The sequence below is a fragment of the Streptococcus sp. 1171_SSPC genome (genome assembly GCF_001069335.1).
GTDB classification, from domain to species: domain Bacteria; phylum Bacillota; class Bacilli; order Lactobacillales; family Streptococcaceae; genus Streptococcus; species Streptococcus xiaochunlingii.
Genome location: NZ_JWAK01000012.1, coordinates 1 through 11,626, shown reverse-complemented (window position 1 = coordinate 11,626; position 11,626 = coordinate 1). Strand labels below are relative to the sequence as shown.

At 41.7% G+C, this 11,626-nt stretch carries 12 protein-coding genes; 6 read left to right on the top strand and 6 right to left on the bottom strand.

The genetic code is table 11. The features are described 5' to 3' along the window. Positions 1–50: 50 nt before the first annotated feature. Positions 51–1,394, bottom strand: a complete 1,344-nt coding sequence (gene asnS / locus ADF75_RS01060; RefSeq protein WP_048788825.1) for an asparagine--tRNA ligase — start codon at positions 1,392–1,394, stop codon at positions 51–53. Positions 1,395–1,691: 297 nt separating this feature from the next. Between asnS and ADF75_RS01055 the strand changes: the two genes are divergently transcribed. Next, entirely contained in the window at positions 1,692–2,744 is a 1,053-nt protein-coding gene (locus tag ADF75_RS01055; protein ID WP_048788824.1) for a hypothetical protein, read from the top strand. Between the two features lie 43 nt (positions 2,745–2,787). Here ADF75_RS01055 and ADF75_RS01050 read toward each other — a convergent pair whose 3' ends face one another. Continuing rightward, positions 2,788–3,966, bottom strand: a complete 1,179-nt coding sequence (locus ADF75_RS01050; RefSeq protein WP_048788823.1) for a pyridoxal phosphate-dependent aminotransferase — start codon at positions 3,964–3,966, stop codon at positions 2,788–2,790. Positions 3,967–4,264: 298 nt separating this feature from the next. On the opposite strand from ADF75_RS01050, the gene ADF75_RS01045 reads away from it, so the two are divergent. Further along, positions 4,265–4,711 carry a MarR family winged helix-turn-helix transcriptional regulator gene (locus ADF75_RS01045; protein WP_048788822.1) on the top strand — a complete coding sequence of 149 codons (447 nt, stop codon included), beginning with the start codon at positions 4,265–4,267 and terminating at the stop codon, positions 4,709–4,711. Positions 4,712–4,812: 101 nt separating this feature from the next. On the opposite strand, the gene yaaA is transcribed toward ADF75_RS01045, so the two are convergent. Continuing rightward, a complete protein-coding gene (gene yaaA / locus ADF75_RS01040; protein ID WP_048788821.1) occupies positions 4,813–5,541 on the bottom strand; it encodes a peroxide stress protein YaaA in 729 nt (242 codons plus the stop codon). A 95-nt stretch (positions 5,542–5,636) separates the two neighbouring features. Here yaaA and ADF75_RS01035 point away from each other — a divergent pair, with 95 nt between their 5' ends. The 4 genes from ADF75_RS01035 (at position 5,637) to ADF75_RS01020 (ending at position 8,889) form a co-directional block, all read left to right on the top strand. Beyond that, complete coding sequence (locus ADF75_RS01035; protein ID WP_192831465.1) at positions 5,637–6,080, top strand: DUF1836 domain-containing protein; 444 nt, start codon at positions 5,637–5,639, stop codon at positions 6,078–6,080. Between the two features lie 2 nt (positions 6,081–6,082). Next, positions 6,083–6,730, top strand: a complete 648-nt coding sequence (gene trhA, locus ADF75_RS01030; protein WP_048788819.1) for a PAQR family membrane homeostasis protein TrhA — start codon at positions 6,083–6,085, stop codon at positions 6,728–6,730. A gap of 88 nt (positions 6,731–6,818) precedes the next feature. After that, the gene (locus tag ADF75_RS01025; protein WP_048788818.1) at positions 6,819–8,087 is read left to right on the top strand and encodes a PLP-dependent aminotransferase family protein; all 1,269 of its coding nucleotides are present in this window, start codon (positions 6,819–6,821) and stop codon (positions 8,085–8,087) included. A gap of 139 nt (positions 8,088–8,226) precedes the next feature. Continuing rightward, entirely contained in the window at positions 8,227–8,889 is a 663-nt protein-coding gene (locus ADF75_RS01020; protein ID WP_048788817.1) for a hypothetical protein, read from the top strand. Between the two features lie 92 nt (positions 8,890–8,981). Here the strand turns inward: ADF75_RS01020 and ADF75_RS01015 are convergent, their stop codons facing one another. The 3 genes from ADF75_RS01015 to ADF75_RS01005 all read right to left on the bottom strand — a co-directional run bounded on the left by ADF75_RS01015 (position 8,982) and on the right by ADF75_RS01005 (position 11,066). After that, positions 8,982–9,641 carry an MmcQ/YjbR family DNA-binding protein gene (locus tag ADF75_RS01015; RefSeq protein WP_048788816.1) on the bottom strand — a complete coding sequence of 220 codons (660 nt, stop codon included), beginning with the start codon at positions 9,639–9,641 and terminating at the stop codon, positions 8,982–8,984. Between the two features lie 77 nt (positions 9,642–9,718). After that, positions 9,719–10,354, bottom strand: coding sequence for a copper homeostasis protein CutC (locus ADF75_RS01010; RefSeq protein WP_048788815.1), 636 nt, complete (start codon positions 10,352–10,354; stop codon positions 9,719–9,721). 109 nt (positions 10,355–10,463) lie between these two features. Further along, entirely contained in the window at positions 10,464–11,066 is a 603-nt protein-coding gene (locus ADF75_RS01005) for a hypothetical protein (protein WP_048788814.1), read from the bottom strand. Between the last annotated feature and the right edge of the window lie 560 nt (positions 11,067–11,626).

The window sequence follows — 11,626 nt, the reverse complement described above, 5'->3', positions numbered from 1 at the left end:
AATCCAAAGACAATTGAGAGGCTAGGACTTTTGTCCCAGCCTCATAGTTATTAAGGTTTGATACGGTGCAACATACGTGGGAATGGAATGGCTTCACGGATGTGTTTTGTACCTGCTGCAAAAGTTACCATACGCTCGATACCAATACCAAATCCACCGTGTGGGACTGTACCGTATTTACGAAGGTCAAGGTAGAATTCGTACTCTGTACGATCCATTCCAAGTGATTCCATCTTAGCGACAAGGGCATCGTAGTCTTCCTCACGCATGGAACCACCGATGATTTCTCCATAACCTTCTGGCGCAAGCAAGTCTGCACAAAGCACGCGATCTGGGTTACCAGGAACTGGTTTCATGTAGAAGGCCTTGATGTCTGCTGGATAGTTGATCACGAAGGTTGGTACACCAAAGTGGTTTGAAATCCAAGTTTCGTGTGGAGAACCGAAGTCATCTCCATGCTCGAGATGTTCGTAGTCCGCATCTTCATCGTTTTCATGCTCTTGCAAGAGATCAATCGCTTCATCATAAGTAATGCGTTTGAACGGCTCTGCAATGTAGCGTTTCAAAAGCTCAGTATCACGTTCCAAAGTTTCCAAGGCTTGAGGAGCACGATCTAGAACACCTTGGAGCAAAGCTTTAACATAAGCTTCTTGCAAGTCAAGTGACTCATCATGTGTCAAGTATGAGTATTCCGCATCCATCATCCAGAACTCAGTCAAGTGACGGCGAGTCTTAGATTTCTCCGCACGGAATACTGGACCAAAGTCAAAGACACGACCAAGAGCCATGGCACCTGCTTCAAGATAAAGCTGTCCTGATTGGCTCAAGTATGCTGGTGTTCCGAAGTAGTCTGTTTCAAAGAGTTCAGTAGAATCTTCTGCCGCATTTCCTGATAGAATTGGGCTATCAAATTTCATGAAGCCATTCTTATCAAAGAACTCATAAGTTGCGTAGATAATAGCGTTACGAATTTGCATAACAGCAACTTGTTTGCGTGAACGCAACCACAAGTGGCGGTTGTCCATCAAGAAGTCTGTTCCATGTTCTTTTGGAGTAATTGGGTAGTCTTGCGATTCACCGATGACTTCGATATCTGTAATATCGAGCTCATAACCAAATTTAGAACGCTCGTCTTCTTTGACAATCCCTGTCACAAAGACAGATGTTTCTTGGCTCAAGCGTTTGATAGTATCAAACTTCTCAGCTCCTACTTCTTCACCGAATTTTTCGATAAAGTTTGGTTTAAAAGCAACCCCTTGGAAAAAGGCAGTTCCATCACGCAATTGCAAGAAAGCAATTTTCCCTTTTCCTGATTTGTTCGCCACCCAAGCACCGATGGTCACTTCTTGACCAACGTAGTCTTTTACTTCGATGATGGTAATCCGTTTTGTCATAATACATCTTCCTTTTCTCGTTAAACTTGTCCGGAGACATGATCACCTTTCATTTTACCACAAATAAGAGCCGATAGCTATCTCTCACAATCTAAAAATTCGGCTTTTTTTGACGAAAACAGACCTTTTTAAAAAAAAGTAAATCAACTTTCTCAAATTCTTGAACCGATTTAAATATTCTATCCTATATTTTGATTATTCAAAGGAAAACCCTGCAATTTCATCCCTTTATAGCAGCTATTTTTGACAAGTAAAAAGCTTGAAAGTTATACTATCAGTATGTAAAAGGAGGAAAATATGAAAAAGAAAATTCAACTCACTACGGGATTGTGTGCAGCTGTTTTAGCTCTCAGTCTCGCAACAACCACATTTGCGGATGAGCAAACAGCACCTATCACTGCTCCTATCTCTGAACGACAAGATATGCTTGCTCCTGTTTCAGTCATTTCTGAAAGTTCAACTACTGCAGTTACCAACGAAGCACTAGCGCCACTTCCTAGCGAAGAAACAACTACCCCAACAGTTGAGGAAGCAACCCCAGCTCCTGCTGAAACTCCAGTGGATCCAAGAATCTCTGAAGTTCGTGTTATCCATCGTCGTCGGACTCTTACACCAGACTATTATCCAATCGCATCTTCAACAGATGTCGTCTACAAAACAGTTGAAGCCCGTGCTTTTACCGAATATGACGTATCTAGGAATGGTCCAGCAACAGTAACAGACGAAAACGGAAAAACATGGTACCGAGTGCGATATTCTGATCTTGGTATCAAAGATGGCTTTGCATACAATAGTGCCCCTGAAAAAGGAACTGCTACAGCACCAGTCATTGAAGTCATTCATCTCTATGACGATATTGATTTGAATCCTGTCGTTATTAAACGAGCTCGTTTTGTAGACGAAAAGGGACAAGAAATTGCGCCTTCCCAAGAAAACAGCGTCGAGCGCAGCCTCGATTTGGCTTATGAAGCTGGTCTACCAACAGCACCCGCTCAAATCCAAGCTAATGGAAAAACTTATACCTTCCAATCAGCTAACAAAGAAGAATTGACCTCCCACAAACTTCATGTTTCTAACTTGGTTACTGTGACCTATTTCTATAAAGAAGTCACCACACCAGTTGTTGAGAAACCGTCAACACCTTCTGTTCCAGAAAAACCTGTTCAAAAACTCCGTCTTCCAAAAGGAAATAACGAAGTGAAAACACGCGTATCTATTAGCAAGAAGACCCAATCAAAACCATCTAGTCCAGAAAGCAAAAAACTCCGCCTTCCCAAAGGAAATAACGGAGCTAAGACCCGTGTCCCTGTGAAAAAGGCGAATAGGATCCTTTCTGTCGATTACTTATAATTCTATAGAAATAACCTTGGTCAAGGCAACCAAGGTTATTTTTTTAATTCTCCATAAATTGATGCAAGCGGCGAACAGCTTCCTTTAGAGTATCCAAGTCAGTTGCATAGCTAAGACGGACATTCTCTGGAGCTCCAAATCCAGCACCTGTGATGAGGGCAACTCCCACTTCTTCCAAGATGGCAGTTGCAAACTCTGTCACATCCGTATAACCTTTCATCTCCATGGCTTTTTTGACATTCGGGAAGAGATAGAAAGCTCCCTGTGGCTTGATTACATCAAAACCTGGAACTTCGCACAAAAGAGGATAAACGATGTTCAAACGCTCCTCAAAAGCTTGACGCATCACCTCTACTGAGTCTTGTGGACCTGTCAAGGCTTCAATCGTAGCATACTGAGAAACAGCTGTCAGATTGGAAGTTGTTTGACCAGTCAGTTTACTCATGGCTGAGATAATCTCTGGATCACCAACCGCATAACCAACCCGCCAACCTGTCATGGCATAGGCTTTTGAAACACCGTTAATGACAACCGTTTGTTTGCGGATGGCTTCGGATAAGCTTGAAATCGGAATAAACTCATTGCCGTTATAGACCAGACGACCATAGATATCATCCGCTAGGATAATAATGTCATGTTCGACAGCCCAATTTCCAATGGCTAGGAGTTCGTCCTTGCTATAAATCATCCCCGTCGGATTAGAAGGAGAGTTTAAGACCAAGACCTTGGTTTTTTCCGTCCGAGCTTCTTCCAATTGCTCAACGGATACCTTAAAATCATTGGCTTGGTGTCCCTTAACATAGACAGGAACCCCTTCTGCCATTAGGACCTGGTCTCCATAACTGACCCAGTATGGTGTTGGAATGATGACCTCATCACCTGGATTGAGCAAAGCCATAAAGAAGGTATAGAGCGAAAACTTCGCTCCAGTCGCAAAGGTGACTTGATTTGGTGATACAGAGTATCCATAGTAGCGTTCGAAATAGGTATTGACGGCAGCCTTTAATGCTGGAAGGCCAGAAGCAACCGTATAAAAGGAAGCCCGTCCATCCCGAATAGCTTGAACTGCAGCATCTTGAATATTGTCAGGAGTGTGAAAATCAGGCTGGCCCAAGGTTAGAAAGAGGATATCTTTTCCTTCTGCCTTTAGTTTTTTTGCTTTGGCATCACTTGCCAGGGTGACACTTTCTTCCATCTTTAATACACGATCAGAAATTTTCATACCTTACCTACTTTCTATCTGGGACCAGTTACAGACGAACCAATTTAGACTAAGATTCTACCAGAAGCTGGCTACAATACCTATATTATACACCATAAATCTGACTTGGAGCAAGATTTTACTAAAGATTCCACATAAACTTTACTCCTTCTAACTATTCGAATTGTAAATAATTTGAAAGTGAAGTTAACAGACCTATTTCTTGTGTTGATAATTCCATTATCTTGTCACCCACCTGTAATGTATTTGATATTAAGGCTTAATAGCGTCTAATACTATTTATTGATAAAATAATAGTATGAAGAATTTAGAAAAACTATTTGAAGAAGCCCAAACAGAATTAAAAACTATGATTGTCTTTCACAAGGCGGAACGGACTTTTCGTGCAGCAGAGTCTCATGTCTTTAAGGAACATCAGTTGACCCCTACTCAGTTTTCCGTTTTAGAAACCTTGTACAGTAAGGGGGATCTCCGTATTCAGAACCTGATTGACAGTATTTTAGCGACCTCTGGAAATATGACTGTCGTGATTCGAAATATGGTGCGTGATGGATGGATCAAGCGTGAAACCGATCCAGATGACCGTCGTGCCTGCATTGTTTCTTTGACAGAAAAGGGACGTAAAAAAATTATCGAAGTACTTCCTGATCATATACAAAATGTTCAAAAAGTTATGAGTGTCTTTAGAGAAGAAGAGCAAAAACAACTGCAAACTCTTCTGAAAAAACTAAAGGGCTCCCACTAAATTCTAATCTTTCAATCAGTCGTGTTCATAGCTAACTATGAACGCGTTTTTTTATTCTCAAAAACAAAAGGTACTAGTAGTTGCTGACTAGTACCTTTTATTTACTCATATTTCACAAAGACTAATTGTTTTTCTGTCGATAAATCATTCTGGTAGGCAAAGCCATTAAAACTTAACTGCTTCATCTCTTCGACCTTCGTGATCTGCTTCTCTAGTAAGGCTGTCACAAAAGCCCCACGCGCTTTCTTAGAAATCGTTGAGTGAACCTTCAACTGACCATTTTTCTCTTCTAGAAATTTAAAGGTAACCATCCGATCTTGAATCTCCTTAGAAAAGACGGTTTCAAACTCACTAGAAAGTAAAGAAATAACGAGGTCTTCATCTTGAAGAGCTTGATCATAGACAGCCTTCCAAAAGGTCTTTAAGGATTTCCCCTGGACCTTGAGCTTCATGAGAAAGTCCAAACGATGGGGAGCAATCGGAGCAAGTGCCGGAATCACTCCATAAAGAGCCGAGGTAATGAAAAGATGCTCTTGCACGTAAGCTTCTTCTTCCTTTGTCCAGTCTGTTCGGCGGATATTCCGATACATGAGGCCGTCAAAGAGCTTCAAAGCTGGATAGGTCTTAGCTGTACCCGACTTGAGCGCTTGGATCCGTTGATCCTCCTCGCTTGCTCGCTCTAAAGAAATCTTATAAAGTAAGGCTAACTCTTCTAAAGATAATGAAGCTAAGGCATCGATGACCGCTTGAGTCTCATTTGATATAGGATTCCCCATTTTTTCTGGGGTATCCAGATTCATTTCTTTTGCAGTTGGAATTAATAGTTTCATAGATTTATTGTACCATATTTCATTTTCGCTTGACATAAAATTCCCATCATGTTATCATCTAGTTATTAAAACTAGATATCAAAGAGGTGACAACTATTTTATTCAACTACAGTTATCCCAAGTGGGAAGAAATTCCTGATATTGACCTTTATTTGGACCAAGTCCTCCTCTATGTCAATAAGGTTTGTGCGCCTTTTATCTCAAAAACAGACAAGGGCTTGACAGCCTCCATGGTCAATAATTACGTTAAACACGGCTATCTGCCAAAACCAGATAAGAAGAAATACAAGCGACAGCAGGTTGCCCGACTCATTGCTATTACGACCTTAAAGACGGTTTTTTCGATTCAAGAGATCGCGGCTACCTTGAACCTCTTGCAGAGTCAAGCCAGCTCCGCTGACCTCTATAATAGTTTTGTGGACTTTCTCCATGAAGAGAAAGAACCTTTAGCTCCAATTATCGGATCTGCCTGTCGTACCGTGATACTCTACCAAGAAACCCTATCCTATATCCATGTTCATTCTGAGGAGGAAATATAAAAGTGAATTATGCTAGTAAATTAAGTAAACGATTATCCTTTGGAGAAGAAATCGCTAATAGTGTCACCCATGCAGTCGGGGCTGTTTTGATGCTCTTTCTCCTTCCAACTTCTGCTATTTATAGTTATGAAACACATGGGACTTTAGCAGCTGTCGGGACTTCGATTTTTGTCATCAGTCTCTTTCTCATGTTTCTCTCATCGACTATCTACCATGCCATGGCCTATGACTCACCTCAGAAGTATGTCCTTCGAATCATCGATCACTCCATGATTTACATTGCCATAGCAGGTAGCTACACACCCGTCGTCCTTTCTCTCATGAACAACTGGTTCGGCTATGCCATTATCCTGATTCAATGGGGGACGACCATCTTTGGGATACTCTACAAAATTTTTGCTAAGAAGGTAAATGAAAAATTCAGCTTGGCCCTCTATTTGATTATGGGATGGTTGGTGATTTTCATTATCCCACAGATCATCAGCCAGACAAGTCCAACCTTCTGGGGTTTGATGCTGATGGGTGGCCTGTGTTACACAGTTGGAGCTGGATTTTACGCCAAAAAGAAACCTTATTTCCATATGATTTGGCACCTCTTCATCCTCGCCGCTTCTGCTCTCCAATATATCGCGATTGTTTATGTCATGTAAGACAGTGACTCTCTTATAGGGAGTCACTTTTTAGTTGCTTTTTTACACCGAATTGACTACAATAAAGAAAAATTGTACGGGGACAGTTATGACGACCAAATACCAAAAGATTTTTACAACATTGAAAAACCAGATTGACCAAGGGATCCTAAAAACTGGAGACCGCCTTCCTTCCGTTCGCCAATTGGCCAATCAGTATGCCTGTAGCAAGGACACCGTCCAACGAGCCCTACTCGAGCTCAGCTATAAGAACTATATCTATGCCAAGCCTCAAAGTGGCTACTATGTCCTGGAGGAAGAAACGGTCAAGCATACCGACCTGCCTCTACGCCTCAAGGAAGACCGCTTCCAGGCCTTTGAAGACTTCCGAACTTGTATCAACGAAACTCTCGTCGGTCGTGACAACTACCTCTTCAACTATTATGAAAAACAGGAAGGTCTAGTCGATCTCCGTCAATCTATTGCCTCTCTCCTTCGAGAAGATGCCATATACACTCAGGAGCAACAAATCGTTATCACCTCAGGAACCCAGCAAGCCCTCTACCTCTTAAGTCAGATAGTCTTCCCAAACCAAAAAGAAGAAATCCTAGTAGAGCAACCAACCTATTACCGCATCAATAAATTAATTCAGGAGCAAGACTTACCTTATCAAAGCATCAATCGCTTGCCTCAAGGAATTGACTTTGACCAACTGGAAGCCATCTTCAAAAGTGGCAAAATCAAATTTTTCTATACCATTCCCCGCTACCATTACCCTCTGGGACATAGTTATAGCAAGCAAGAGAAGGAACAGATATTGGCCTTAGCAGACCTCTATGATGTCTATATTGTCGAGGACGATTACTTGGGTGATTATGATCCACACTTTTCTCCTAGCTTTCATTATCTGGATGCATCTGACCGGGTTATCTACATTAAGTCCTTTTCTACCAGCCTCTTTTCTGCCCTCCGCATCACTTCTATGGTCCTCCCCCAAGCGCTTCTTTCCCCTGTCTTAAAACTTAAGGGAACACTCGACTATGAAAGTAACTTGGTCATGCAGAAGGCCTTGAGCCTCTACATTGACAATGGCATGTTTGCAAAAAATAAAGGGCTCCTTCACCAACAGCAAGTCATCCAAAAAGAGCAAGCTGTTTCCCTACTCCAGCAACATTCCCTTTCCGTTCCCGCATGGCCAGTCATTGGAGGAGTCTTACTAGATTTGAGACAGGTCCCTTCGGTCGCTCGTCTGAAACATAGCGGTCTCCCTCTCCACTTCTTCGAATCTGCCTATATTCAAAGCTGTCCCTATGCATTTGCCCGTATCAATCAGGACAAACTGGAAGAGGTTTTACCCCAAATTAACGCTTATCTATGATTCAATCCCATCCTTCTATTCTTGAGTTATTTTTATATATAAAACCATGTTACAAAAATATTACATTTATTACAAAAATTACTTGCCATCTGTAATAATAGGAGTATAATCTAAGTCAGAAAGATAAAGAGGTGATATTATGAAACGATCTTTGATTCGTTGGACTGCAGCCTCTCTTGTGGCTGCATCACTTGGACTTGCTTTGGGAAGGTGTGGCTCAAAAGATAAAACAACTTCCTCATCCGAAAAAGCTTCTAGCTCGAAAGTTGAGAAAAAACCAAAAGCTAGCTTGAATAAAAAAGCTACAGCTTCTTCTTCTCAAGCAAAAGTAGGAACTGAATCTTCAAGTCAGGCAAGTAACCCCTCAGCTTCAACTGAACCGAACAAGGCAGAAAATACAACTTCAACTGATCAAGCAGTTGTTCCTGCAGATCTTGTTGGCACATGGGTAGGATCTAGCCCTCAGGCGGATAGCATCAAAATGACTATTGAAGCCAATGGAGATATTACAACTGTCGTTAGCTTTAAAAATGATAGTGAACCAACACGTACAGCTACCTATACTGCAAGAGCTATTCAAGCATCTGGTAATGTCTATTACTGGGAGTCAGAAGGTCTTAATGGCGCAGATGCACTACTTCCTGGTATTACTGGATTAGGAGTAGCAAATTTCCGCTTCAAACCAGGATTTATCCTTGAGGAAGGTCATTATACTCCGATAGCCTTTACAACAGATATCAATACAGAGTTTGACTATAGCAATTACAGAGATTTCCACTTCTCATTGACCAAAGAGCAATAAGGCCAGGAAATTCACCACTAAAAAAGAATGTTGACCCTTCAACATTCTTTTTTATGTTTTAATCACTTTCACAAATCAATTGGGTTAAACCCTTACTTCTTGGTCAAGGCCCAACTCTTGGCCACAAGCTCAAAAAGATGATCATCCTCTACTCGTTCATCCAAGGGAATGCTGATCCAGTACTTCTTGTTCATATGGTAGGCCGGATAGAAAGGAGGCTCTTCTAAGAGTTGGCTGACCTGGTCCAGTTTAAGATTTAAGACCTCAATCTTCCCTTCCTGTTTCGCATCAAGCTTGGACCAGTCAATCTTCATAAGAACACCAAACCATTTGAGATCCTTTTGATGACGAAAGACGCCCGAGTCCGGTGAGCGGTCCCATAGATATTCGAGGGGACGATCATACTGCTGACTGATCCAATCCACCAAGCGCTCGGTCTGTGGATACATAAAATCTTTGACAGCAAAACAAGACTTTCTTATATCTTCTAAGGCCTGCTGACAGGCTTCTCTGACTTGACCCACATATTGACCGACCATCTGGTCCATATGGAGTTGAACATAGTCGTCACCTGTTTCTTGATCCACTAACCAAAAATCCACTTCCTTACCTTGGACAGTCACATAGAGCTTGAAGTCTCCATCGAGGATTAGTTGCTCATAGTGATAGGCCTCTCCCTGCTCTGAAAACCCATAAGCCAGGGCTTTTTCTTTATCTATACTATATTTCTCAAAATAATCTGGTAAAAACACTGGTCTACTCCTTCTTCTCCAGTATACCAAAAAAGAAGCAAAAAATGAGTTGAGAATGGTCCTCAACTCATATAGATTTAAAAGACAACGCGGGTCCCATGGACCTGATCCACTCCTGGAACGTCAAGGAAAAGCTGACGATTCTCCATCGAGATACCACCACCTGCCAAGATTTCTACCTGGCCATCCGCTAACTTAGCATACTCTTCGTAGCGTTGCAACCGTTGTTCTAAGTCTGTTTCTGGATTGCCGGCTCTCGTTAATAGTCGAGTCACGCCCACTTCCTTCATCCACTCGATCGTCGACGCTTGATCTTCTAGAGGAATCTGGTCAAATGCCATATGCAGGGTTAATTCTAATCCTTTCCTAGCTTGGATGAAACGAAGCATGGCGTCTTTATCCAACTGATTGTCAGCAGTCAAGACACCTACCGCCAAGCCATCAACACCCAAATCACGAGCAACTTTCCAGTCTTCTAACATAATGTCTAGCTCTTGCTCGGAGTATACAAAATCTCCACCTCGTGGACGAATCATGACGATAACCTTGGCATGATACTCCTTAGCAAGCTTCACAGCTTCTTTGATCACAGCATAGCTAGGAGTCGTACCTCCTACCGCTAGGTTATCACATAGTTCTACACGACGCGCTCCTGCTTGAAAAGCTTTTTCTAAAAGAGTCATGTTTTCTGCACAAAATTCATATAGTGGCATTTTAAATCTCCCTGTTTCTGAAATCGTTTTCTTGTTCTACCATACTCTTTTTCCTGGGCTTTGTCAAACAGAAAAACCATCGGCCTCATCAGAAACCAATGGTTGATGCTTAATAGGAAATTGGAACGATGATTTGTAGAACCATGTTCCCTTTTTCGACCTTAGCAGAATGGATTTGATAGCCACTTGTCGGCAATGTCAATTGGATTTGATTGCCTGTCATGGTAGCTCCGGTTCCCTCTTGGTTAACTTTTTCAGCAATTTTCGAAGCAACCAAGGCACGTGGAATTGGGAGATGGCCAAGACGGGCCCGTTCCAGGTTTAAGGTCAATTGTTGATCCGTCACACTCGCTGAAAAGTCAATGCTCACCATGGTTTCCACCGGTCCCAGTTCAATCGGAACCTGAACATTGATATGGTCTCCATTCATAGAGACAGCTGTATTGAGGAGTGTTTCATCCGACACCTCTCCGAGCATTCCTTTGATGACTTGGCGCAATTGAGGAGAATTCAGCTGAAGCTCTGTTTGCAGGCCAGATGCTGTTACGTCTGCTGTAGAAAGACCTTCTTGGGCCAAATCTACCAGCGTAGAATTCACTGTTACATTCTTAAATTGTTCTTGAGTCGAAACTTTTGCCGGTATCAAGAAAATTGCTAGGACAATCACTAGGAGGAAGGTCAGTCCGATGAGTCGTTTGATCCATTTCCACATATGGTCACCTCTTTTCGTTTAGTTGGATAGAAGAGAAATCATCTCTATCACTATTGATCTATTCTTTTTAAAATATGACTTCTATTCTACCCTAATTTTTCAAAAAAAGCGACTCGGAGGAGCATGATCTAAACAAGAAAAGAGGCCGGCCAAGGTCCCATCCCCTATTTGAATGTTAATGGAATTGCATCCCCCATTCGTCATCTTTACTAGCGTTCTTATCAACTTCATGAGCGATTATAAATTTAATAAGATGACTGGTGAATAACTAGGAGTATTATTTTAACAAAAACACCCATATTGCCTATTGTTTTGGGCCTTTTTTCATGCTACACTAATCCTAAGAGAATCAAACAATAAGGAGATCAAACAATGAAAGAATTCATGGATAAATTGAATAACCTACCTAAGCCAGTTCAATACATTATTGCCATCATTATTTTCTTTATCGCGTTTTACATTTCTTATAGCTTGTTTTAAACTATAACGTAAAAAGCTTTCCTTAGCTAATGCGGTATTTTAAAAGAGGCTGGGACAAAAGTCCTAGCCTCTCAATTGTC

Excerpts from the sequence above, each read along its gene's own strand:
- ADF75_RS01055 (WP_048788824.1), top strand. The coding sequence starts at position 1,692 with ATGAAAAAGAAAATTCAACTCACTACGGGATTGTGTGCAGCTGTTTTA.
- ADF75_RS01045 (WP_048788822.1), top strand. The coding sequence starts at position 4,265 with ATGAAGAATTTAGAAAAACTATTTGAAGAAGCCCAAACAGAATTAAAA.
- ADF75_RS01025 (WP_048788818.1), top strand. The coding sequence starts at position 6,819 with ATGACGACCAAATACCAAAAGATTTTTACAACATTGAAAAACCAGATT.
- yaaA (WP_048788821.1), bottom strand. The coding sequence starts at position 5,541 with ATGAAACTATTAATTCCAACTGCAAAAGAAATGAATCTGGATACCCCA.
- asnS (WP_048788825.1), bottom strand. The coding sequence starts at position 1,394 with ATGACAAAACGGATTACCATCATCGAAGTAAAAGACTACGTTGGTCAA.
- ADF75_RS01050 (WP_048788823.1), bottom strand. The coding sequence starts at position 3,966 with ATGAAAATTTCTGATCGTGTATTAAAGATGGAAGAAAGTGTCACCCTG.
- ADF75_RS01010 (WP_048788815.1), bottom strand. The coding sequence starts at position 10,354 with ATGCCACTATATGAATTTTGTGCAGAAAACATGACTCTTTTAGAAAAA.
- ADF75_RS01020 (WP_048788817.1), top strand. The coding sequence starts at position 8,227 with ATGAAACGATCTTTGATTCGTTGGACTGCAGCCTCTCTTGTGGCTGCA.
- ADF75_RS01005 (WP_048788814.1), bottom strand. The coding sequence starts at position 11,066 with ATGTGGAAATGGATCAAACGACTCATCGGACTGACCTTCCTCCTAGTG.